This is a genomic window from Chryseobacterium sp. 3008163 (assembly GCF_003669035.1).
In the GTDB taxonomy this organism is placed as follows: Bacteria; Bacteroidota; Bacteroidia; order Flavobacteriales; family Weeksellaceae; genus Chryseobacterium.
In genome coordinates this window covers 1,718,871-1,744,809 of record NZ_CP033070.1, presented here as the reverse complement: position 1 = coordinate 1,744,809, position 25,939 = coordinate 1,718,871, and the positions used below count along the sequence as shown (strand labels likewise).

At 34.2% G+C, this 25,939-nt stretch carries 10 protein-coding genes and 2 pseudogenes; 8 read left to right on the top strand and 4 right to left on the bottom strand.

The window, feature by feature from the left end; translation table 11 throughout:
* Window positions 1-98: 98 nt before the first annotated feature.
* The 5 genes and pseudogenes from EAG08_RS07835 (at window position 99) to EAG08_RS07815 (ending at window position 9,578) form a co-directional block, all read left to right on the top strand.
* On the top strand, window positions 99-668 hold the full coding sequence (locus tag EAG08_RS07835) for a YceI family protein (protein WP_129534960.1): 570 nt from the start codon (window positions 99-101) through the stop codon (window positions 666-668).
* Between the two features lie 175 nt (window positions 669-843).
* A pseudogene (locus EAG08_RS07830) lies at window positions 844-2,456 on the top strand (CTP synthase).
* Between the two features lie 175 nt (window positions 2,457-2,631).
* Entirely contained in the window at window positions 2,632-4,434 is a 1,803-nt protein-coding gene (yidC, locus tag EAG08_RS07825; protein ID WP_129534959.1) for a membrane protein insertase YidC, read from the top strand.
* Window positions 4,435-4,889: 455 nt separating this feature from the next.
* Window positions 4,890-7,889: a SusC/RagA family TonB-linked outer membrane protein gene (locus EAG08_RS07820; protein ID WP_129534958.1), complete on the top strand. Its 3,000-nt coding sequence runs from the start codon at window positions 4,890-4,892 to the stop codon at window positions 7,887-7,889.
* Between the two features lie 9 nt (window positions 7,890-7,898).
* The gene (locus tag EAG08_RS07815) at window positions 7,899-9,578 is read left to right on the top strand and encodes a SusD/RagB family nutrient-binding outer membrane lipoprotein (RefSeq protein WP_129534957.1); all 1,680 of its coding nucleotides are present in this window, start codon (window positions 7,899-7,901) and stop codon (window positions 9,576-9,578) included.
* Between the two features lie 269 nt (window positions 9,579-9,847).
* Here the strand turns inward: EAG08_RS07815 and EAG08_RS07810 are convergent, their stop codons facing one another.
* Window positions 9,848-10,432: a ribonuclease HII gene (locus EAG08_RS07810; protein WP_129534956.1), complete on the bottom strand. Its 585-nt coding sequence runs from the start codon at window positions 10,430-10,432 to the stop codon at window positions 9,848-9,850.
* A gap of 136 nt (window positions 10,433-10,568) precedes the next feature.
* Between EAG08_RS07810 and EAG08_RS07805 the strand changes: the two genes are divergently transcribed.
* The 3 genes from EAG08_RS07805 (at window position 10,569) to argS (ending at window position 17,287) form a co-directional block, all read left to right on the top strand.
* Complete coding sequence (locus EAG08_RS07805) at window positions 10,569-13,592, top strand: SusC/RagA family TonB-linked outer membrane protein (protein ID WP_129534955.1); 3,024 nt, start codon at window positions 10,569-10,571, stop codon at window positions 13,590-13,592.
* Between the two features lie 4 nt (window positions 13,593-13,596).
* On the top strand, window positions 13,597-15,084 hold the full coding sequence (locus EAG08_RS07800; protein WP_129534954.1) for a SusD/RagB family nutrient-binding outer membrane lipoprotein: 1,488 nt from the start codon (window positions 13,597-13,599) through the stop codon (window positions 15,082-15,084).
* A gap of 85 nt (window positions 15,085-15,169) precedes the next feature.
* Window positions 15,170-17,287: an arginine--tRNA ligase gene (argS, locus tag EAG08_RS07795; protein WP_129534953.1), complete on the top strand. Its 2,118-nt coding sequence runs from the start codon at window positions 15,170-15,172 to the stop codon at window positions 17,285-17,287.
* 41 nt (window positions 17,288-17,328) lie between these two features.
* Here the strand turns inward: argS and EAG08_RS07790 are convergent, their stop codons facing one another.
* The 3 genes and pseudogenes from EAG08_RS07790 to EAG08_RS07780 all read right to left on the bottom strand — a co-directional run bounded on the left by EAG08_RS07790 (window position 17,329) and on the right by EAG08_RS07780 (window position 25,911).
* On the bottom strand, window positions 17,329-18,261 hold the full coding sequence (locus EAG08_RS07790) for a YihY/virulence factor BrkB family protein (RefSeq protein ID WP_129534952.1): 933 nt from the start codon (window positions 18,259-18,261) through the stop codon (window positions 17,329-17,331).
* Window positions 18,262-18,527: 266 nt separating this feature from the next.
* Window positions 18,528-20,878: pseudogene (locus EAG08_RS07785) on the bottom strand (BamA/TamA family outer membrane protein).
* Window positions 20,878-25,911, bottom strand: coding sequence for a translocation/assembly module TamB domain-containing protein (locus tag EAG08_RS07780; protein WP_129534951.1), 5,034 nt, complete (start codon window positions 25,909-25,911; stop codon window positions 20,878-20,880). The pseudogene EAG08_RS07785 and the gene EAG08_RS07780 overlap by 1 nt, the downstream one beginning before the upstream one ends.
* Window positions 25,912-25,939: the final 28 nt, after the last annotated feature.

The following is a 25,939-nucleotide window of genomic DNA, read 5'->3' as shown; positions in this document are numbered from 1 at the left end:
AATCCTGCTCAAATTTTTTCGTAAAAATTGTTAATCTTATCATGCATCAATGAATATTTTGAATTTTCTGATGTACATTTGCTATATAAATTTTAAAAATGAAAAAAATACTTTTAAGCTTTGTATTTGTTTTAGTTAGCATATTCACATTTGCACAAACTTCTTGGAGCGTTGATCCGATGCATTCATCGGTGAATTTCAGTATAAAGCACATGGGAATTAGTTTTGTGCAAGGGAAATTTGATAAATTTGTAGGAACTGTTTCTACAGGGGGAACAAATTTAAATAATGCAAAATTCGATTTCACTGTTTATCCGGAAACAATAAATACAGGTGTTGAGCCTAGGGATAAACATCTGAAAAGCGCTGATTTTTTTGATGCAGGAAAGTTTCCTGAAATGATTTTCCAAGGTGCAACATTATCACAAGGTAAAGGCAATAATTATACGCTTAAAGGTAAATTGACCATAAAAGATGTGACTAAAGAAATAAGTATTCCTGTAACTTTTGGTGGTATTGCTAAAAATCAACAAGGAAAAGAGGTGCTGGGTCTGCAAGCTAAATTTTCAGTTAATCGTTTAGATTATAACATTAAATATGATCCTACGGGAGCTGGTGTTGCTAAAGATGTTGAGGTAACTTTATTTTTTGAATTGACAAAAGAATAATAATTTTCATATATATAATTTGGTTTAGGTGGAGGTTTCTCAAAGTTATTTTGGGAAACCTTTTTTGTTTTTAATTTCCAGTTTTCAAATAAATTTAGTTGAATTTCAGAATTTAAAAGTGCAACAAAATTGCTTTGCATTTCTTTTTGCCCTAACTTTGCACAAACCTAATCTAATGAGTAAAAAGAATACAAAGTACATCTTTGTGACAGGAGGTGTAACTTCATCTTTGGGAAAGGGAATCGTTTCTGCTTCTCTGGGACTTCTGCTAAAATCACGCGGCTTTAATGTAACTATTCAAAAATTGGATCCTTATATTAATATCGACCCAGGAACATTAAACCCTTATGAACACGGAGAATGCTATGTAACCGAAGATGGTGCGGAGACAGATCTGGATTTAGGACACTACGAGCGTTATCTTGACTCGCCGACTTCTCAAAACAACAATGTTACCACAGGAAAAATCTACCAAACTGTAATCGAAAAGGAAAGAAAAGGAGACTTCCTTGGAAAAACAGTGCAGGTAATTCCTCATATTACGAATGAAATCAAACGTAGAATTAAAATTTTATCTAAACAGAACTACGATATCATTATTACGGAAATCGGCGGAACTGTAGGCGATATTGAGTCTTTACCTTACATCGAAACTGTACGTCAGTTGAAGTGGGAATTGGGTGAGAAAAATTCTATGGTGATTCACCTGACTTTATTGCCTTATCTGGCTTCAAGTGGAGAATTAAAGACAAAACCTTCTCAGCATTCTGTTCGCCAGTTGATGGAAAGCGGAATTATGGCAGACGTTTTAGTTTGTAGAACAGAACATAAAATTCCGAAAGATCAGAGAGCAAAACTGGCTCAATTCTGTAACGTTTCTTTGGATAATGTGATAGAATGTAAAGATTTGGAAACGATTTACGAAGTTCCAATGTACCTTCAAAACAAAACTTTGACGATGTAGTTCTTAAAGGATTAGATTTAAAAAGCGATAAAGAAGCAGATCTTAAAGATTGGAAAACTTTCGTAAAGAAATTCCAAAATCCAAAGAGAACCGTAGAAATTGCTTTGGTTGGAAAATATATTTCACTTCAGGATTCTTATATTTCAATTGCTGAAGCATTCAAACATGCCGGTGCAGATATTGAAACGGAAGTGAAAATCAGATGGGTTTACAGTGGTGATTTAACCAAAGAAAATATTAAGGAAACTTTAGATGGAGTATGTGGTATCTTGATTGCTCCAGGTTTTGGCGACAGAGGTATTGAAGGTAAAATTCTTACGGCTCAGTATGCAAGAGAGAATAAAGTTCCGATGTTGGGAATTTGTTTGGGAATGCAGATTATGACTGTAGAATTTGCCAGAAATGTTTTAGGTTACACAAAAGCCAACTCAATGGAATTTGATACTTCTACAGAACATCCTGTAATTTCTTTGATGGAAGAACAGAAAAATGTAGTGGATAAAGGAGGTACAATGCGTCTTGGAGCATGGAAATGTTCGTTGAAAAACGGTTCGAAATTACATGAAATCTATGGAAGCAAAAATATTTCTGAAAGACACCGTCACCGTTACGAATTTAATAGTGAGTACATTCAGGAATTTGAAAAAAACGGTTTCCTTGCGACAGGTACAAATCCTGAAACAGGTTTGGTAGAAGCATTAGAAATGCCGGATCATCCTTTCTACGTAGGAGTTCAGTATCACCCGGAATACAAAAGTACAGTTGCTTCACCGCATCCTTTATTCAGAGCTTTCATCAAGGCTTGTGAAAAAGAGATAAAGTAATTGTTTAATTACAAACGTTATATAATAAACTCAGGTTGATTTTTGTCAGTCTGAGTTTATTATATAGTAACATATTATAGTATAGAGTTTTGATAAAAAAACAGTATTTTTGTCGACTCAAAAAGTATGGCATTGCTATGCTTGTTTAAATTTTAAAAATTTTAATTAAAATAGAATGCAACAGAACAACGGACTCGATAAAAGTCAGATTATTAGTTTTGCGGTTTTATGTTTGGTCCTTTTCGGATTCATGTTTTATTTCCAGAGAAATGATCAGGAAGCAGAAAAGCTGAAAGCTGAGCAACAGAAAACAGAACAGGCAAAAAATCCCGTAAAGCAAACTCCGGCAGCCGATATCAATCCTAATGTGACTCCGAATGCTATTCAAGTTTCAAATTTGGAAAACAAACAACTGAAACTTGAGTTTTCAAGCTTAGGAGGTCAGGTTTCAAAGGTTGAGCTTTTAGAATATAAAGCGTACGATCATAAAACCGATAAGGCAGATCTTCCGCTTAATCTGATTACTAAAAATAACTCGAGCTACGGTTTTCAGTTCAAAGATAAATCCGGGAAACCGGTTAATACAAAAGATTTGGTTTTCTCACCTACTGTTGCAGGTAATGCTGTAACGTTGACTGCCAATTATAACGGAGCTGTGATTCAGTTTATTTATACTTTATTAGATAAATATACGGTAGATTTCAAAGTAAGAACACAAGGTCTTGCTAAAGTAACTTCAGCTACGAAAGCAGACTTCCTTTGGAATTACAGTGTGAGAAATCTCGAAAAAGGTAGAGCACAGGAGCAGACTCACTCAGAATTCTCTTATGTTTTTGATAATTATAAGAAGTATGAGTACGACGGTAGAACCACGATGGACGAGCCGGAGGAAACGATAAACTGGATTGGTGTAAAGCAACAGTTTTTCGCATCTGTAATCGAAGCGAAAAACGGATTTACGAAAAGCAAGGGTAATCAGGAGTCTATCGAAGAAGGTGAGTATCTGAAAAAACTAGACTACGAAGGTGAGGTTCAGATGTCAGGAAGTGAGCTGAATCAGGATTTTACCTGGTATTTTATGCCATTGGACTTAAAACTTTTAAGTTCTTATGAAAACAAAAATTTTGACGAAATCTTACCATTAGGTTGGTCATTCATAGGAGCAATGAACCGTTATTTCTTCATGTGGTTATACGGAATTATTGCAGGCTGGGGGATATCCGCAGGTTGGGTGATTTTCTTAATGACGATTATCGTAAAATTAATCTTGTCGCCAATTATGTACAAGCAGCATAAATTGAGTGCGATGATGAAAGTGATTCGTCCGGAAATTGACGAAGCTAATGCGAAATTCAAGGATGCAGATCCGATGAAAAAGCAGCAGGCTACAATGGAAATCTACAGAAAAGCAGGAGTTAATCAAATGGCGGGATGTCTTCCGGCATTGGTGCAGATTCCTATTTTCTATGCATTGTTCAGATTCTTTCCAAACTTTATTGATCTGAGAGGTCAGGGATTTTGGTTTGCAAAAGATCTTACAGCTTATGATGATTTAATTAAATTACCATTCAGTGTACCGTTTTTGGGTGAACATTTAAGTGTATTTGCAATTGCATGTACGATTGTAATCTTAATCTATACCGTAATGACTTCAGGAAATATGCAGCAGCCACAACAGGAAGGTATGCCGAATATGAAAGTGATTATGTATATTTTCCCGATCACCTTCTTATTCTTCCTTAATACTTCAGCATCAGGTTTATCTTGGTATTATTTTGTATCGAATGCAATTAATATTTTGATCATCCTAGTTATAAAGTATGTGATTTTGGATGAAAAGAAAATTCATGCACAGATTCAGGCAAATAAAGAGAAACCAAAAGCAGAAGGGAAGTTCCAGAAACGAATGAGGGAAATGATGGAAAAAGCTCAGGATGCACAGAAAACGCAGGAGCAACAAAAAGGTAAAAAGAAATAACTTTATATAACAAAAAAGAGAAGCAGTTTATTGCTTCTCTTTTTGTTATGATTGGTTAGGATCATTAGTATTATTTTTAGATAATTACTTGACTCTATAAAGACATATTTTCACCATGAAATATTGACTGATTTTAGGCTGTTTTTCCATCAACTGTGAATTTGTTTCTAACTTTAATTATAAATTGTGATTTTGGCGTGTTATTATGTTAAATTATCATCATTTTTATAGTTTTTAATTAATTAAGCTCATAGAGTAGTTTGCTATTTTTGAATTTTGTTTATTGATATGTGTGTTTATTTTAATGTTTTTTAGTGATTTAATAAAAAATAATGACATAAATTATTCAAAATTGCGAAAAATTAAATTGTTAAAAAATATTAATTTTTTTTGAAATTTTAATCGTTTCTTAAGAAAAAGTTTCACAACTTTGCGAACACAAAATTAATATATAAATGAATAAATTAACTGCAAGTATTTTAGCTTTGGTTCTTACATCCTCCTTTGCGATGGTAAATGCTCAAGAAACACAAGGCGACACTCTGAGAACTCAGGATATTCGTGAGGTAGTGGTAACAGGAGCATTAGGTCTTAAGAAAAGACAGGATGCTGTAACATCTACCAATCAAGTAGTAAATAATGCTGAAATTACTCAAGCTAACAACCCTAATGCAGTTCAAGCATTAACAGGTAAAGTTTCTGGATTACAGATTAATACAACCGATAATTCTGTAAATTCTACAACAAGAGTTGTTTTAAGAGGTCCAAGATCGATTTCAGGGAATAATCAAGCACTAGTTGTTATCGATGGTGTGATTTCCACATTAGGAATTTTACAAAATTTACCTCCTGAAATCATTGAAAATATGAATATCATTAAAGGTATGCAGGGGTCTGCTTTGTATGGTGAGAGAGGAAGTAATGGTGTTATTGTAGTTACAACAAGGAGAGGAACTAAGTCAGAAAGATTACAGTTTAGCCTTACAAATTCAATTGATTTTTCAAGTGTTTTTAAAATGCCTTATAGGCAAACACAGTATGGGCAAGGGTATCCAGGCGATACTTTTGATACTACTGATTATGGTGGTGCAAATTGGACACCATATGAGAATACCAACTGGGGACCTGCTTATTCATCAGCTTTAGGAGGGCAATCATTACTAGTAGGAATGCCACTAGCTGATAATTCTTGGCGTAGAGAGACATTTAGTTTTAAAGAAGATGGAATGAAAAATTTCTTTAAAACAGGAGTTTTGATGCAAAATGGCTTATCAGTAACATCAGGAGGAGAAGACTCTTACGTTTTCTTGTCAGTAAACAGAGCTGAAAATGATTTTGTTGTTCAAAATGATAATTTAAAGCGAAATAATTTTATTTTAAAAGCTGGAAAGAAATTAGGTAAACTGAGAATTGATGGGAACGTTAACTACTTAGATACGAGAACGTCGAATACCAGCTCAAGTCTTTATGGTCAGTTACTTCAGACTTCTAGTAATGTTGATGTTAGACAATTTAGAAATGCTCTTCCGGATGCTAGTTACACTATTTATAATGTTAATCCTTACTGGACTATAGATAATAATAGAACAGATACTAAAGATAGAACTTTTACAGGATTGATTAATTTGGAATATAAACTAAGTGATCATATTTCATTTACATATGCAGGAACTGCTGTTTCAGGTTCTACAATCCAAGAAAGTCATTTAAATGCGTTTGCATTTGATAGAGTTTATGATGGTACAGGTACTCCTATTGATGGTACTTCTCCTACAGATTATGGTGCTGATCCAATTGTGTCAAATTATTACAAATCTGTATCTTCTAGTTTTAGATATTATGGTGATTTGATGGCTAATTTTGATTACGATTTAACGAATGATTTAAATTTAAAAGTTAATGTAGGTCATAATATTCAAGATACATCCAGCTCAATCGCTCAGGTTGGAGGTGAAAATCTTCAGATTCCGGGATGGTATCATATTAACAATGTATTACAACCAGATAAATTTTATAATCTAAATAATAATACTACTAGACAAAGGTCTTTTGCTTGGTTTGCAAATTTAGATTTAGCATATAAGGATTTCTTATATTTTAATTCAACATTCAGATATGAAAAAAGTTCAGTTACAAGTGTTAATCCTGTAACTATAGAAGGCGTTCAACTGCCATTTAGTAATAAAGGATATCCATATTATTCATTTGGAGCTTCATTTATTCCTACAAAAGCTTTTGAAAGTATTAAAGGAAAAGTTTTAAACTATGCGAAGGTAAGTTTAGGGTATAGTAAAGTAGGGAATTCAGGAACTATTCCTGTATATGGGCTAGATAGAGTTGGTGCTTTCCCAATAGGATATCCTTTCGGTAATCTTTCGTCTTATCTTCCTACAACTACTATATATGCTCAAGATATTGAACCTGAATTCTTCATTTCAAAAGAAGCATCAATACAATTAGGTTTCTTTAAAGATAGAATTACTTTTGAAGGTTCTGTTTATAGAAATGATAATGACAACTTTATTACTACAATTACTACTTCAACTGCATCAGGAATTAGTAATTTTCAGGACAATATCGGAGATAGTAGAAACCAAGGGTACGAATTGGATTTAGGATTTACGCCTATTAAAACAAAAGACTTTGAATGGAAAGTTAGAGGGTCTTATTCAACTTATGATACTGAAATTTTATCATTAGCAGATGGTGTTGATGAAGTGGCATTGTATAATTCAACTACTACAAACGCAGGTATTTTTGCAGTTAAAGGAGAAAGTTTTCCAGTAATTAAAGGAACCAAGTATCAAAGAGATCCAAGTGGAAATATTATTGTGAACGCAAATGGTAATCCTTTGTCTACCACTACTTTTGAAGTTCTTGGAAAAGTGAACCCTGATTACGTAGTTGGTATCAATACTTCATTTAAATTCAAAGGACTTACTCTAAGTGCTACTGCAGATTACCGAACTGGAAATAGCTTTGTTTCTTTGGCTAAAGCAAGCTTAGGAACTACAGGGTCTTCTGAAAAAACAGGTGATTTTGATAGATCTCAAGGATATGTAATTCCAAATTCAGTTCAGTTAGTTAATGGGCAATATGTTGTTAATAGTACACCCGTAGGTAATGATGCAAGCTATTTCGGAGTAATGAATTACTTTACAACGTCGGCTTATACATCTGTAGGTGAAGAATTCGTTGTAGATGGGACAGCATTAAAAGTTAGAGAAATTGCTTTATCTTATGATTTACCAAAATCAATTCTTAAAAATACTTTTGTTAATTCATTAGCAGTAGGTGTATATGCAAGAAATCCATTCTTCATTTATGCTAAAGATAATAGAAACTATAACGATCCGGAAACTGCTAACACAAACGGAAATGCAGGAGGATTTGCAGTTACAGGACAATATCCTAGTATGAGAACTTTTGGTTTTAATCTTAATGTAACTTTTTAATTTAAAAAAATGAAAAATAATAAATTCCTAACGACAATTTTAGCTGCCACTGTAGGTTTTGCCGCAATATCTTGTAATAATGAATATTTGGATGTAAATGATAATCCAAATGCTGTACAGGCAGAGATGATTACTCCTGAACTTATGCTTCCAGGCGCTTTAAGTACTGCATATAGAACGCAGGCAGGTACAATGATGCAGTTTGGTAACCTAATGATGAATAGCTGGGCAGGAAATTCTTACACAATTGCTGGTCCGTTTTCAAGAGAATTTTCTCTATCTAGTGTAGATAATACTTTTTATAGTGGTATTTGGGGAGGTTTGTATCCAAGAATTGCAAATTTCAATCAAATGGAGATTACCAGTAATGCTGACCATAAACAAGATAATTATGTTGCTATAGCCAAAATTATGAAGGCTTATTATATGCAGTATATAGTTGATTTGTACGGAAAGGTTCCTTATAGTGAGGCCTTCCTAGGCCAGCAGAATACAACACCCAAATATGATAATGATTCAGATATTTATAAAAGCTTAATTACGAAATTAGAAGAAGCAAATACAATCATTGATGCTGCGAATCATGATGCTTTAGTGCCTACCTCTGATATAGTTTTCTCTGGAAATATGACTAAATGGAAAGCTCTGTCTAATACTATAAAACTCAGATTACTAGTTAGAATGTCAAATGTTACCGGTGATTTAGCTACGTATAGAAATACAAAACTTCAAACATTAGCTGGTGCAACATTTATAGAAGAAGAAGTAAGATTGAACCCTGGATATAATTCGTCTACTGATGATCAGATGAATCCATATGCTTTAACTTGGGCTAGAAATGCAGCAGGACAGCAAGCGTCAAATTATGCGGTTGTAGTTGTTTCTGAGCACATGGCAAATTCACTTGAAATGAATAGAATCCTTAATGATCCTAATTATTCTAAATTTAATGGTATTACTGACCCTAGAAAAGGGAGATTGTTTACAAATGTAAATTCAGTTGATTATAATGGTGTTGCTTTTGTAGGATTAAAAGGAGTAAGACAAGGTAATGTTCCTGGCCAACCTGGAGTACCTGTAAATAATGTTAGTACTTCAAAATTAGGATTTGGAAATTTTGGTGCTACAGCTACTAATTTAGCTACTTCAGTCACTCAAAATAATGCTAGAGGAGGTTTGCTTTTTTCGCAGGCTGAGAGTGATTTGTTACAAGCGGAAGCTGCACTTAGATGGCCTTCGATTTTTGGAACTATCAATGCTCAAGCTAAATTCACTAATGCTATAGTTGCTAATGCAACTTGGTTAGGAGTTCCTATTCCTGTCCCTCCTGTTACTATTCCTGTTACGCCACCTCTTACTATGGCTCAAGTTTTAGCTCCGTATATAACTGCAATTTCAGCTAGACCTGGCTTGGGTTGGACGGGTACAAATACTCAGAAAATTGAGGCAATTATGACTCAAAAATGGATTGCGTTGACGAATATAAACCCAACTGAAATGTTTATAGAGTATAATAGAACAGGTTATCCGTTTACTCCAATGGCTACTACTGCACAGTATCCTAACAAGCCTTACAGATTAGTGTATCCAAATTCTGAATATGTTGCTAATTCTGCTAATGTGCCAGCGATATCTAGTGCACAGGTATTTGTTAAAAACCAATATACTCCTTTCTGGAATCAAAACTAATTTAATAAGTTAGTTTTATAAAAAAAGACTGTCCTAGGGCAGTCTTTTTTTATAAATATCAACAAATTACAAGTGAAATTCTGATTTTTTCAAGTTGTTTTATAAAATTTCCTATTAAGAAGAATACTTATTAAAATGATAGTGGTAAAAATTCTTAACATTATATAACAGAAAAGAGAAGCAATTTATTACTTCTCTTTTTAATTTGGAATCATTTTAAATTTAAAATGTTAATATTTTTTAACTCATAATTCACAAAGCATTTTTAATCAGTCATATTTTAATCTGAAAGATTGTCTATGGTATTTCGTTACACCATGCTTTATCAGGGCTTCCTGGTGTTTTTTTGTGGCATATCCAAAGTTGGTATTCCATCCGTACTCTGGGTGTTCTTCATGCAGCTCAATCATCAATTTATCTCTATAATTTTTCGCTAAAATAGAAGCCGCTGCAATTGATAAAACTTTCGAATCACCTTTAATAATACATTGATGCGGAATGAAGTTGTAAGGGTGAAATTTATTTCCATCTACCAAAATCAACTCTGGGCGTATTGCTAATTGATCTAAAGCACGATGCATTGCGTGGATGCTGGCATTCAGTATGTTATGTTCATCAATGAACGCTGGAGGTAGTTCTGCAATTGCATAACTTTTAACATTATTTTTGATATAACTGTCTAGTTCCATTCTGGTTTTAAAACTTAATTTCTTTGAATCGTTCACCAAGTTTTGTTCAAATTTTTCATCCAAAATTACCGCCGCTGCAACCACTGGTCCGCTTAGGCAGCCCCTCCCAACCTCATCACATCCTGCCTCAATGTAAAAATTTGACCATTTTTTTAATAATTCCATAAAATTTTAACATTTATATGTTTTAAAATAGGAATAAATATGATTTGTTATTCTATTCATAATAATTTTTTCTCTTTTTAACAGTTTCTTAAGAAAAAGTTTCACAACTTTGTTAACACAAAATTAATGTATTTATATGAAGAAATTAACATCAGGTGTACTACTTGTAGTACTTTCCTCGTCTTTTGTCGTTGTTCAAGCGCAACAAACAAAGCCGAGTGATACCTTAAAAACACAAGAAATCGAAGGTGTGGTTGTTACTGCACTCGGTATTAAAAGAGAGAAAAAATCTTTAGGCTACTCTTCACAACAATTAAATGCAAGTCAGGTAAATTCATCTCCAACTAACAATTTTTTAAATAATCTATCCGGCAAGGTTGCGGGGTTAGATGTTAAAATGAATTCCAATTTTGGAGGTTCTACCAACATTGTGATGAGAGGTATTAAATCCATAACGGGTAATAATCAGGCGTTAATCGTAGTAGATGGTATTCCGATAAGTAATGCCAATCTCAATACGAACGACGCTAAAAATGGGCGTGACGGATTTGACTTTGGAAACGCTGCATCTGATATTGACCCTAATAATATAGAATCTGTAAACGTTCTTAAAGGAGCTGCAGCAACGGCTCTTTATGGTAGTTTGGCTGCTAATGGCGCTATAATGATAACCACAAAGAAAGGTAAAAAAAATTCAGGGTTAGGTATTTCATATAGTTCTACGGTTTCTGTAGGAACGTTTGATAAATCTACGTTTGCAAAATATCAGAAAGATTATGGTCAGGGTTATGGAGGAGAGGATAGCTCATATATAGGAGATATTAATGGAGATGGTATGGATGATGGGCTAATTGCATCTACTGGAGATGATGCTTCGTACGGTAATGCATTTAATCCTAATGTCTTAGTATACAACTGGGATGCTTTTATTGAAGGTCATCCAAATTATCAAAAGGCCACACCTTGGGTTGCCGCAAAAAATGACCCTACTAAGTTTTTCAAAAAAGCATACTCTGTGATCAATAGTATTACATTGAATGGGGGCACAGAAAAATCAACATATAGTTTCGGATATACAAATAATTATGAAACGGGTATTCTTCCAAACAGCTCTTTAAACAAGAATACGATTACTGGAAATTTTTCTCATGACCTTTCGAGCAAACTAAAGACTAATGCTTTCGTTACTTTTACTAATCAAAGTACTATCGGCAGAAATAATGTAGGATATGGTGATAATATCATAGGTGGATTCAGGCAATGGTGGGCAACAAATGTTGACGTTTTAGATTTAAGAGAGCAATACTTCAGAACGAAAAAAAATGCAACATGGAATATGATAAGCCCTACCGGAGGAAATTTAGCACCTAATTTTTGGGACAATCCTTACTGGAGTAGATATGAAAATTATGAATCTGATACAAGAAGAAGATTTTTGACGGGTGCATCACTTAGTTATGAGATAACTAAAAATTTAAATTTATTAGCAAGAGTCGGTATTGATTACACTAGGGATAAACAGGAAATAAGAAAAGCTGTTGGAAGCCACGCTGAAGAATTTGGTCTTTCACAGACCAATCAATCTTCCGGATACGAAATTTTCACAAGAGACTTCATGCAGCAAAATTATGATTTTATTGCTACGTATGATATGAAAATTGGGGAGAAAGTTACCGGGAAGTTAACAGGTGGCTATAATTTCATCAAGAGAGATATTGAGGCTTTCAATGCATCTACTACAGGTGGACTATTAAAACCGAATTTCTATGCCTTACAAAACTCTAAAACCTTTATTGCACCTATAGAGACAGACGTTCCTTATAAGAAATCTGGTGTTTACGGACAAGCATCGTTTGATTATGACAGAACAATATTTTTAGAAGGATCTTACAGATATGATAAATCTACAGCATTACCTGCAGCCAATGGTGGCTATGGTTATTGGGCATTGGGAACAAGTTTTATTTTCTCGGAATTAATTAAACAACCTTGGCTTAATTTAGGTAAGTTAAGATTGAATTACGCAGAAGTTGGTAATGATCCTGAACCGGGCAGATTTGGATGGTTAAATAATAATGGTGCTATATCTGATGCTGCGTTATTTGATCTGTCAAATACATATTTGGATTTCTCACAGCTAAGACCTGAAATTACTAAATCTTGGGAGGCAGGTATAGAATTGCAAATGTTTAAGAATAGATTAGGCTTAGATTTTTCAGTTTATAAAACCAATAGTACGGATCAAATTTTTTCTGTTCCAACTACTGCAGCATCACAGTATTTATTCAAAATGATTAATGCCGGTGATTTAGAAAATAAAGGTATTGAGGTGGCTTTAAGTGGAACTCCTATCAAAACAGAAAATTTCGCTTGGAATGTTAATGTGAATTGGTCTAGAAACAGAAATAAACTAATCTATTTGGACGAAGGTAGAACCAATCTCCAATTAGCAAATTTCCAACATACATCGTTAAATGCTACAGTGGGAGAAGCTTATGGGACTATACGTGGTACCGACTATGTTTACGATGGAAATGGTAACAAAGTAGTAGGGGATGACGGGTATTATTTGATAAATAACGATCAGGTCTTAGGTAATATACAGGCAGATTGGTTAGGGGGAATTTCTAATACATTTAAATATAAAAACTTTTCAGTAGGTTTCCTAGTTGATATACGAAAAGGAGGTGATATATTTTCTTTAGACCAAATTTTCGGTCAGGAAACAGGATTGTATCCTAATACGGTGGGTCTAAATGATTTAGGTAATCCGATCCGTAATACATTAGATCAAGGAGGAGGAGTAATACTACCAGGAGTTAAAGAAGATGGAACACCTAATGACGTTAGAATTGATGGTAGTTATTCTACAGGTATCTTTGGTTCTGTAAATCCCGAAAAAGCTTTTGTGTATGATGGCTCATATGTAAAACTAAGAGAAGCTTCTATTACCTATACACTTCCTAACAGGGTTTTTGAAGGTACAGTCATAAGATCAGCTTCATTCAGTCTCTTAGGGAATAACCTTTGGATAATTCATAAAAATCTTCCGATGGCTGATCCAGAAGCAGGATCTTCAGGAGGTAATGTGCAAGGTTATCAATCGGGTGTAATGCCAACTGTGAGAACCATATCGTTTAATGTAAAAGTTAATTTTTAGAATTATGAAAAAGTTTTTTTTATCAATATTTGCAGTCTCTACTTTAATCACTTCTTGTGCTAGTGAAGATGATATTTATAATGACGATTCTCTTAAAGCTTATGAAGCTTCCGGAGAGTATTTCTTTGCCAATGCACAAAAAGAATTGGTAGATCAGCTTACCACACCAAGTGTGAATCTAAATGTATTTCGCTATTTCTCACAATATTGGGCAGCAACTACTTATCGTGCAGAATCACGCTATGATTTAACATCAAGAAATATCCCTGATAATCATTGGGATAATCTCTATTCTGAAGCTCTTGGGAATTTTAAGAAAGCGAAAGAAAATATTTTATTAGAAAGCAAACCGGCTCTTATGTCCGAAACTGAGTGGGGCAAGATACAGCAAAACAGAATTGCTATTATTGAGGTTTTAATGATTTATACATACCAGGTCTTAGTAGATAGTTTTGGAGATGTTCCTTATTCACAATCGTTGGATATTGTAAATACACCGTTGCCAAAATATGATGATGATGCAACAATTTATCCTCAACTTCTTATAAGATTAAATGCTGCAATTGCCAAGCTAGATGCAGGTTACAAATCAATAACTCCTAATCAGGATTTGGTATATGCTGGCGATGTTTCAAAATGGAAATTATTTGCAAATTCATTGAAAGCAAAAATAGCTATCAACATGGCCGATGTTAACAGTAGTCTTGCAAAATCGAGTATAGAAGAGGCATATGCAGCCGGGGTAATTGAAAGTAATACAAATAATGCTTTACTTGCCTATAATTCTTTTGCACCAAACTACAATCTTATTCATGAAGAATTGGTACAGAGTAACAGAAATGATTTTGTTCCCACATCAGTTTTTGTAAATAGGCTGAATACCTTGAATGATCCTAGAAGACCTATTTATTTTACTTTCAAAGATGCTGAAAATGGTGGAACAACATATGTTGGAGGGAACTATGGTTACCAAAATTTGCTACCATATGATGAATCTTACTCTCATATTGGTGATAAAATAAAACAGCCAAATCTACCAGGAGTACTTATTGATGCTGCAGAAATCAATTTTATATTGGCAGAGGCTGCTGAAAGAGGCTATACCGTAGGTTCTGCCGCCACACATTATGAGAATGCTGTGAAAGCTTCACTTACTTTTTGGGGAGTGAATAGCGCAGATGCTACGACCTACTATAATCAGGCTGCTGTTAATTACAACACTGCAACCGGGAATTGGAAGGAGAAAATAGGAAATCAGGCGTGGGTTGCTATGTATAATAGAGGTTTTGAATCTTGGACGTTTTTCAGACGTTTAGATTTTCCAAATATTGTTGCACCTGCAAGTGCATATCCTGTTGCAGAAGGAAAAATTCCTGTGAGATTAACGTATCCATCTACAGAACCTAACATCAACGGAGCTAATTATCAATCGGCTTCTTCTGCAATAGGTGGAGATAAATTGACAACAAAGGTATTTTGGGACCTCAATTAATACTTAATCACTTTTAACATTCATATTAAGAACCGCCTTAGTGCGGTTTTTTTATTTCCGTATATTTGTACTTCAAATTAGAATAATGAATATTAAAGATATCATAGAACAGAAACTGGCAGAGGTTATCCTTAATGTCTATCAGTTAAAAGATATACAACTCGAGATTCAGGAGAATAAAACTGAGTTTGAAGGCGATTTTACCATCGTTACTTTTCCTCTGGTGAAACAATTAAAGAAAAATCCTGAAAGCATTGGAGTAGAATTGGGGCAGGCTTTAACTGAACAAACTGAATTGCTTGAAAGTTTCAAGGTGATTAAAGGATTTTTAAATGTAAAAGTTAAAAATCAATTTTTTGTAGATCAATTTAGAACAGTTTCAGAACAATTTTCAAACATTGAAAAGAAAAATGAAACCGTAATGGTGGAATATTCTTCTCCGAATACTAATAAACCGCTTCACTTAGGACATGTTAGAAATAATTTATTGGGTTTTTCTGTGGCTCAGATTTTAAAGGAAGCTGGTTACGATGTGATTAAAAGTCAGATTATCAACGATAGAGGAATTCATATATGTAAATCGATGTTGGCTTGGGAGAAATTTGGTAAAGGAGAAACACCCGAAACTGAAAATATAAAAGGAGATAAATTCGTAGGAAACTATTATGTAAAATTCGATCAGGAATTAAAAAAACAATTAAAGACTCAAGTTAATATAGAACTTGGGGATTTTTTTACTAAAGCTTTTGAAAATAATACGTTGGGATTGCTTAACATAGAGAATGAGCCTATAAGTAAAATAATTCACGATGCACAGGAGAAAGCTTTAAGAATTTGGATAAAAGAGACTTTGAATCTTGATCCGAAATATATTAATAGTAAAGTTTTTCTTTTAAGTAATTTTATTTTAAATGAATATGATGAAATTGACTCTCAAATTATAGCTAAAAAAGAAATATTTGGTAAAGTTTTAGAGAAAAATAATAAAAACATATTAAATATAGATAATTATAACGATGGTGAAGAAAGTATAGCTAATATTCTTAATAAAGAATATGACAATGCAAGAAAAGAACTGGAGAATGATAAAAATATAATTTCTAAGGTATCTATTTTAAAGGAAGCTCAACAAATGCTTCTCGATTGGGAAAATGGTGACGAAAAAGTGAGAAATCTTTGGAACGAAATGAACTCATGGGTTTATAAAGGTTTCGGTGAAACTTACAAGAGACTTGGAGTAAATTTCGATCAGGTTCAGTACGAAAGCAATACCTATATTTTAGGAAAAGATCTTATTCAGGAAGGTTTAGATAAAGGTGTTTTGTATCAGAAAGAAGATGGTTCGGTGTGGTGTGATTTGACGGATGAAGGTTTAGATCAGAAACTTTTGCTTCGTTCAGACGGAACTTCTGTGTACATGACGCAGGATTTGGGAACGGCTGTGCAACGTTTTAAAGAAAATAATCTTCAGAAATTAATCTACACGGTAGGAAACGAACAGGATTATCATTTCCAGGTTTTATTTAAAGTTTTAAAAAAGCTGGGTTACGAATGGGCAGATCAGTTGTTCCATTTATCTTATGGAATGGTTGAGCTTCCGAATGGGAAAATGAAATCGCGTGAAGGAACTGTGGTAGATGCGGATGAGTTGATGCAGGATATGTTTGATATTGCTAAATCTAAATCTGAAGAGCTGGGAAAACTGGAAAACTTTACAGAAGAAGAAAAGAATATCAATTACGAAAGCATCGGGATTGGAGCGTTAAAATATTTTATGCTGAAAGTTGATCCTAAGAAAAAAATGCTTTTCAATCCTGAAGAAAGTATTGATTTTAACGGAAATACAGGACCTTTTATTCAGTACACTTATGCACGTATTCAATCTTTGTTGGCGAAAGCAAATTTTGTAGCAAAAGAAACTGAAGCTATCGAATTAAGCCAATCTGAAAAGGAATTAATCATGCAGCTTTCCAATTATAAAGCAGTTGTAGCTAGAGCGGCAGAAAGTTTAAGTCCGGCATTGGTTGCTAATTACCTATATGATTTGGTTAAATCATATAATTCGTTTTATCAGAATAATCCAATATTGATTCAGGAAGATGAAAATATAAAACAGTATCGCTTAAATCTGTCTGATTTAACCGGAAAAACAATACAAAAATCATTACAATTACTCGGAATACAAACGGTAAACAGAATGTAAAACAAAAGCCTCTCAGGATTTCTGAGAGGCCTTTTTATGGTTTAAACTTGAGGAGTTTCAGTTTTAATCTGACTTTCCCTATATAATTTTGCACTGCTCCATTTGGCATGTTTTGAAGGAACAATTCTGTAACCTTTTCTTAAGGTATATACTTTTGTAAATTCGGCTCCAAAGAATACCAGCATGCAGGAATAATTAATCCACATCATAATCAAAATCACTGTTCCGGCGGTTCCGAATGCTGAGGTTGGTTTAAATTGTCCAAAGTAAAGACTTAATAAAAATTTACCTAAAGTAAATAATCCTGCGGTCAATAGCGCACCTTTCCAAACTGATTTCCAGCTGATTTCAACGTCTGGTAAAACTTTAAACATCAAAGCAAAAAGCACGACTACAATCCCGAAACCGATGGCAAAGTTAATAAGCTCTACAATGATATAGGTTTCCAAACCAAAATATCTGGTGATTAAATCATTAAATAACCCAATTAATGAAGATAAAACCATTGTAATCATTAATAAAAATCCTAAAATCAGAATCATTCCCAATGAATTGGCTCGGTCTAAAAGAAATTTAACCAAAGCTTTTTTAGGCGCAGCTTCTACATCCCAAAGGTTGTTCAAAGACTTCTGTAACTGAAAAAATAGGGTAGTAGAACCATACACCAAAGATCCGATTCCTACGACTTTCATAAAAATATTTTCTTTATCGATTAAAGCTCCGGCAATCATATCCTGAATACTTTTGGCAACATCCTGTCCCATCAATCCGCTGATCTGACTGCTGATCTGGCCACGAATAGCTTCTTCACCAAAGAAATATCCGGCAATCCAGATGATGATAATCAGCAAACCTGGAATCGAAAAAATGGCATAATACGCCAAACTCGCAGAATCATTGGATGCGGAAGAATTGTTCCATTCCGTAAATGTTTCTTTGACAGTTTCCCAGAAAAATTTTAGTTCCTTTAGCATAATTCAATATTAATAAGTGTGATTTGGTCGTTGATATTTATCCTTAAAAGAATACAAGATAATTTCTTGTATTAACGCAAAGACTATTCCTTTAAATAAGTTTTTACGATTTTTTAAAAGAACTTCCGCATATAAATTTTGGCTAAAGCCTAATGAATTGTATTAAATTAAAAACGGGCTAAAGCCCGTTCCTATTGATATTTTATTGTATTATTTTATACATGCTTGCATAAGCCAAAAGCTATTCGCTAGTTTCCATCCGCCTTTTAGAATGGATAACCAATTGCAATATTCAAAATCAAATTATCTCTTCTCCAGCTTGAATCTCCAAAGTTGATTCTGTCAAATGCCCATCTTTCGCCCTTTTCATAGTAAGGTACTCGCAAAGGCATTGCCAAATCAAGTCTTAGTACAAGAATAGAAAAATCAAGTCTTAAACCTACACCAGCACCTACTGCAATCTCGCTCAAGAATTCTTTAGAAAATTTCCCCCCAGGTCTAGTATTAATACCATTTTTATCGATCTCATCATTAATTAACCATATATTTCCGGCATCAACAAATACGGCAACATTTAAGAACTTATAAAGATTTGCTCTGTATTCTGCATTCAGTTCTAATTTTACATCACCTGCCTGATCAAAAGCAAAACCACCATTTTGTTGCTGGGTTCTTGGATCAAAACTTCCTGGTCCTAATGTCCTAGCGCGAAAAGCTCTGATACTGTTACTTCCACCCACAAAAAACTGTCTGGAAAAAGGTATGTGCTCCGAATTTCCATAAGGAACGGCGACTCCGGCAATAAATCTTGATGCAAAAGATGTTTTCTCTGTAAATTTGTGATAGAATCTTACATCATTTTCAATTTTTGCATATTGGCTAAAAGGAACTCCGAAAATTGTTTTTTCTTTTCCTTCTTTCGCATTAGCTCCGGTAACAAGACCTGTAATATTTCCTGCTAAATCAAGCATTCCTTTATAATAGAATGTATTTTTTCGAGGAAGCATCGTTGTCGAGTAAGTGTAAGAATAAGTTGGTCCGAAAATAAGTTGTTGCTGAGTAATTCTTTGCTGATAAGGATTATTTCGTGAAATTGAATCAAACTTTGCAGTCACATCAGCTGGACGAATCAAAGAAACATCAATGATATTGAGCTCATGTTCCTTCCTTACATTTTCTTTCCATTGGTAGCCAAATGAAGCATTAAAAGTATTTAAAGAATATAATGTGGTTCTGTTTTGAAATTCATAACCCAATTTAACATTGGTTCTCGGTACAAATGCACTCGAAGAATTAAAACGGAACGGCGCCACAATTCTAGGAATGGATAGCTGTGCATTTGCTCCTGCTCTGAAAATATTTTCAGCATCTGCAGGCCCACCGATCTGAACATCAAAAGCTCCATAAACAGAAGCTTTAAATTGTTCTGCGCCACGGAAAAAGTTTCTCTGTGTCCAATTTAAATTTAATTCACTTCCTGCATAATTGGCAGAATTGGTTCTACCTAAAGCTTCCAGACGTAGTGACTGTAGTTCTCTCGGAGTTAAAACGTAATATGCATCAAACTTATGATTCAAAGAATCTGAAACAACAAATTCATTTTTTACAAATTTAAAAACACCCAAACTGATCAATCGGTTCAGTGATAAATTGTGATCTTTTCTGTTGTAAATGTCTCCTCTGTCAAAATATAATGCACGGTCAAACATTCTTGGTTTAAATTTCTTTTAGGATCAACTACGTAAATATCATTGTACTCATAACCTTTCAGTGAATCAGGATTCATTGGAATATTATACAATCCTTTTTTTGCATCACGAAGATTATAATTAGGAAAAACTACCACTTTGTCAATCGTAAACTGCTCGGTCGCAAGCTTCGGCGTGTTGTCTTTTAACTTGACAATCATCTCTACTTTATGATCTTTGCTAACTGTGCTGTCGGCCTGAACGATAATATTATCAGGATTGAAATAATAAAAACCTTTATCTTTCAAACCGTCATCAATTCTCTGTCTTTCAGCTTTAATGACATCTAAATCAAACGGGTTTCCCGGTTTTAATAAAGTTTTGTCTTTGAAACTTTGAATTTCACGATTAACTAAAGTAGAATCTTCTACAAAATTGACATTGCTGATCAAATACTGAGCTCCGGGATTTAAAGTATAAATAACCTGTGCTTTTTTATTTTTCGAAACCGTATCATACTTCGCTTTTGCATTGAAGTAACCTTTGTTTTCAGAATAATTTACGATGATATCTTTGTTAAACTCTCTGTCAACATCGCCCAACAAAACAGGTTCCTCACCAAATTTATATTTCAGCCAATATCTTAAACCTTTTTCTTTTTTTGGCTCTTTTGTAACATTATACGCATACAGTTTTGGTCTTAAACCAAGAAATGATGAATTGGGTTTTGGCGTTAAATTTTCTTCAAGAGCAGCTTTCAGTTCGTTCTTTTTCTTTTTTGGAAGCGTATCATTTTCAATCTTTACTTCGGCTCCCGTGTAGAGCATCTGTCCGTCTTTCAGAAACTTCGTATTGCTGCAAGAAACCACAGCCGCCGTCATTCCCGATGCCAAAAAATATTTATAATATGTATTTAAATTGATTTTCATTACTTAAATTCTACGACTTGGTTATCTTGTTTTTTCTTATTCTCTCTGTTTTCCTTGTTTCGATTATTTCTCGATTTTCGGAAAATATCTCTGAACTGATTATAATCTAATGTGATGATAAATCCAACCCCAGTTTCTACAATCTGTCCTTGCAACGCAACTTGGTAATCATTTTTACGGTACGCACGAAGCATGTATCTTCCGTCTCTTGAAAGACTGTAATCCACAGTCACATCACCTGCGATATTGGTCGTGTTTTCATTTTGTCTGGCTTCACCTTCCAGTCCGAAATTACTTCCTACGGAAACTTTTAACCTATCATTCAGTAATTTTTTACTTAAACCGATATTAAGATCAGTTCTCGTATTTTGTGTGCCGGTAGAGTAGTCTTCCGTAGATTCCAAATCGAAATTTAAATCAACTCCTTTGATTAAATCTGATGCTAAATTATTCAGCTGCTGAGAAAGAATTTTACTCACACTCTGTCTCGCCATCGTCTCTGCAGATACTCCCGAATTACTTTGGAAAGGATTTTCACCAATGAAACGGTTTAATAGAAGCAATGCAAAAACCTGCTTGTTCATCTCATTCGGATCTTGTCTTAGCTGAGCTAATTTTCCATCGATGGTTTCTGTAACAGCAGAAGAAACAGCATTATTTTTCTCGTCTGTTGTAATATCAAACGAAATTTCAGGCTTCAGCAATTCACCTTTCAGAATCAATAAAGTATTGAAAGGAATTCTCTGTTTATATTGATTCAAATCTGCATCGCCAACTTGCTGTTCGACAAGGTCAATTGGTGCAGTTTCGGTTTTGTAAATTGCCGTAATATCAAGATTGGCAGTCGTCGGTTCGCCTGTCCAGGTAATTGTACTTCCTTTTTGAATGTCGAATTTTCTTTTCAGAACACTTACCGACATTTCGTAGCTTCCTTTTTCAACCTGGTAAACACCTACCAAAGTGGTTTTCCCTGATGGATCAATTCCTCCTGTCAGATCAGCTTCACCCTGAAGTTTTACAAAATCTCCGGCAGCTTTATCAATGACGATAGACATTTTTGCTTCTTTATCAACCTCAATATTTACATTGACATCTAATCCTTTGATCGGACTTTGACTGTCAATAGAATCTGCTTTAATGGTTTTACTTAAAGCTACCTGATCCTGATCAATAAATTCTACAATTCCGTCTCTTTCCTGTAATGAAGGGCTCGATTGTGGAAGTACAAATGTAAAATCTGTTGTTTTTGAAACGGCTAATCTTCCGTCAACTTTTGGTAAATCTAAATTTCCTCTTACTTTTAAAGCTGCATCAATCGCCAAGATTCCGTACATCATCGCATCGTTGGATTTCTCTGAATTCACAACTTTAAAATCTTTCGCATCCAAATCAAGATTAAATGCAAAATCTCTATAAGTTTGAGTTAAAACCTGTCCATCGATGTTTAAAGAATTTCCGTCTTTGTCTTTGATTTTGAAATCGTCAAACTCAATTCCTCGGTTAGTAAATCCTATTTTATCATTAATCCCTCTGAAATCACTTCCGGTCTGGGAAATCATTAGTCCGACATTATTCATTTTAATATCTCCAAGAATCTTTGGAGCAGTCGTCGTTCCGCTAATTTTTAAATCTCCCGAAAGATAACCTTCAGTATTTGTAATCGCATTCATCGAGAAGCCTTGGAGCGTCTTCATTTGAAGCTGATTCATATTTAAATCTAAATCAAATGTGCTGGAAGAAGTATTGTAATTTCCTAAAATTTTCACATCATTACTGTTCCCCGAAAGTGCAATATCTGCATTCAGAAGATTCGCAGATTGGTTATTAACTTTAATGTCTAAATTTCCAACCGGACTTCCATAAACAATCAAATCAGAAACATTGATGTCTGACGTAAAGGTCATATTTTGGGTTAAATCCCTAAGCTGCGCGGTTCCGTTAATGGTTCCTTTGGCTAAAAGAGAATCTTTTTTAATGATTTCAGTAATGGTTTCAATTTTAAAATCTTTCAAAGAAACATTCAGCGGACTGCTTGGAGAATTGCTTTCAGATTGTAAAGAAATTTCCGCTCCCGAATTGGAAAGGGTGAAATTATCCGCTACAATTCCCTGACTGAAAATGGATATTTTGTTGTTTTCAGCAACCGTCCAATCCATATAATTCAGTTTTAAACCATTTGGATTTAAAGAAATTTCTGTGATGTCATTCATCGACTTGGCATTTCCGGCAATTAGGAACTGCGTTTCGTCTTTATCGTCTTTTGTTGTGATATTGTAATTGATGATATTTTGTGCAACATCACCATTGATATTTACTTTTTTAAGCGCAAAACTTTCGCTGGCTAATGACGCAACACTCAAGTCATATTGTAATGCCTGATTTTCGTTGGTGATTTTTAAACTTGTATTTTCCAGCGTATTGGTTCCATATAAAACCTGAGGTATCTGCGCATCTAAAAGGATTTGCTGAGAATCTGCATTATAATTTCCGTTTATGTTGATCGTTTCAAAACTTTTCAGTTCGGGAACAAATTTTCTGATCAGATCATCATTTTTTATTTTAGCATTGAAAGTAAAAAACTGTCCGGCATCAATTTTCTGAGCAGCACCAGGCTTTTGAAACTGATAATATTGATTGACGGTTTGCATTAACGCACCAAAAATCTGAGTCAGTTTATATTTTCCGTTCAGCTCGACATCGGCAATCTGGGAATTGAATTTAATTTGAGTAGAATCTGCCGTTGAAACCGCCAGCAAATTCACTTCCTGAATTGGGTAAACTTCTTTTGTATCTGAAATTGCAAAGTCTTTTAAATTCAAATATCCATTCAGATTATCCGGATCTAAAGTTTTAAAATCACCATCGATTACTCCTGCGATAATCATCGGCGAGCTGTAGAATCCGAGTTTGTTTAAATCTAATTTGTTGATATTTCCATTGACTTTTACCGTCGGGTTATCGTTGAAAACACCCGAAGCAGCAAGATGTAAATTTGCATTCGGATCTTTTGAGTTCAAATCTATATCGTAAGCACCACGGTTGATTTTCCCTTTCAGATTCATATTCTGATAGGTGTAGCCCTTGTAGGTCGCCGATCTCACGTCGCCTGAAAGAACCGCAGACATTGTTTTCGGACCAAAACCTTGTCCTTTGGCATTGATTTGAGCTGTAATACTTCCCAAATCTTTATTCTGAATCAGTTTTCCGATTTGCAGCCCCTGAAGATTGGCTTTTACATCGAAAGTTTCTCTATTTTTTCTACGTAAATCAGCTTTTGCGATAATCGCCGCATTTCCTAAAGTGGAAGTCAGGCGTAAATTGGTGTCAATTAATTGCGTTGTCCCTTTTGCCGTTCCACGAATCGTGAAGAAAGAAGGCAAGGTTATGTTTTTCGGAATGGTATTTTTAGGAACTAAATTGTAGATCGTTTTGGATGACGAAGAAAGTTCTGCAACTTTCAAATCATAATACAACTGGTCCGGATTCATCGCATTCTTGATTTTCCCTGAAGCTAAAACTTTCAATTGATCTAAACCTGAAACTTTCAGATTCTGAATTGCCAGATCATTGACTGTTCCTCTGATAAATGCGTTGACATTTAAAGTAGCATTCGGATATTTGTTGAAAGGTGCTGTGTTTCTTAAGGTCGGAACTAAATTTAAAATATCAGAAAACCCGATTTTAGAATCTCTAATGTCAGCTGAAATTTTCACCGCTCCCAAATTGGAAGATAATTGCTCAATGGAATTGTAATTTAAAACAACTTCATCTCTTAAAATCGTTTTCGGAGTCTGCAGATAAAGGTTTTTTAAATACGCTTCTTTTTGAGCGTAAACAAAATCGGTATTGAATTTTTGCACATTCAAGCCTCTCGCTTCCTGAATTTCCGCTGATTTTACAGATCCTGCAAAACCGTTGTTTTCCATTTTAAAATTTCGGACGTCTAGATTTAATTTAGCAAAATTGAGATGATTAAAATCCATTCCTGAGCGGGTAGGAGCAACAGCCGTGTTGTTGTACGCAACTTTTACATCATCCAAAAATAATTTACCTAAAATCACTTTCATCGCTTTTTCTTTCGCAGAAACCGTAGAAACTTCAGGCTTTTCATCCTTTTTCGCATTGGCATTTTCTGTCGGTAGGAATAAGTTGGCATTGATGTCGGCGCCTCTCAAATAAAGATTTCCAACATTGTAGTCATTGTTTTCAAGGTCGATGCTGTTGACTTTTGTGCTTAATTCTTTAAACAAAACTTTTGCGAAAGTTTTAGAATTGTCATCACCGTAATCGATATTGAAATTAGTTAGCTTGATTCCGTTTAAGCCTAATTTCATAGGCTTTTTCTGATTCAGGGAATCTACTTTTTCTTCAACATTTTTGGCCACTTCTTCTACTAAATCCTGTTTCAGCTTTAATCTTAATCCGTCCAAATTAATGTCATTAACTGCGTAGGAATTATTTTGAAGGTCAAACGTTTTTACTCTCGTATCAAATGAATTAAAATAAACTTTAATATCGTTTCTGGATTGTTGATCATTGAAAGTTAGCCCAATATCCTTTAATTTAATTTTATCTAAAGAAATGATGAACGGTTTTGAAGTGCTTTCTTCTTTATCCGAGGTCGCAAAGGCATCAATGATATAATCGAAATTGAATTTTCCTTTTGGATCTCTAACCACATTGGCACGTACACCCTCCAAATCTATCGACGTGATATCAGCTTTTGAACTCATCAATTGCCACATATCTAAACCGACATCGAATTTTTTTACCGCTAAAAGGGTATCTATATTCTGACCTTTTAAGTATAGATTTTCCATCACTAAACTGTTTGGAAATCCTATGTAAACTTTGTCGAGACTTACTTTGGTTTTGATTTTTTTCTCTAAATAAACAATCAGTTTATCTTTTACGTAATTCTGTACTGCGGGAAGTCGTAAACTTAAAATCAGCAGGATAATTAAAATGACAATAGAGATCATTGTAATAACAATACCTCTGAGAATTTTTCTTTTGTTGAATTTCAGTTTCAAAATTTTCTGATTTAGACCAATATACAAT

Coding starts and splice junctions, on each gene's coding strand:
- EAG08_RS07820 (WP_129534958.1), top strand. CDS start 4,890: ATGAATAAATTAACTGCAAGTATTTTAGCTTTGGTTCTTACATCCTCC.
- EAG08_RS07835 (WP_129534960.1), top strand. CDS start 99: ATGAAAAAAATACTTTTAAGCTTTGTATTTGTTTTAGTTAGCATATTC.
- yidC (WP_129534959.1), top strand. CDS start 2,632: ATGCAACAGAACAACGGACTCGATAAAAGTCAGATTATTAGTTTTGCG.
- EAG08_RS07810 (WP_129534956.1), bottom strand. CDS start 10,432: ATGGAATTATTAAAAAAATGGTCAAATTTTTACATTGAGGCAGGATGT.
- EAG08_RS07805 (WP_129534955.1), top strand. CDS start 10,569: ATGAAGAAATTAACATCAGGTGTACTACTTGTAGTACTTTCCTCGTCT.
- EAG08_RS07815 (WP_129534957.1), top strand. CDS start 7,899: ATGAAAAATAATAAATTCCTAACGACAATTTTAGCTGCCACTGTAGGT.
- argS (WP_129534953.1), top strand. CDS start 15,170: ATGAATATTAAAGATATCATAGAACAGAAACTGGCAGAGGTTATCCTT.
- EAG08_RS07790 (WP_129534952.1), bottom strand. CDS start 18,261: ATGCTAAAGGAACTAAAATTTTTCTGGGAAACTGTCAAAGAAACATTT.
- EAG08_RS07800 (WP_129534954.1), top strand. CDS start 13,597: ATGAAAAAGTTTTTTTTATCAATATTTGCAGTCTCTACTTTAATCACT.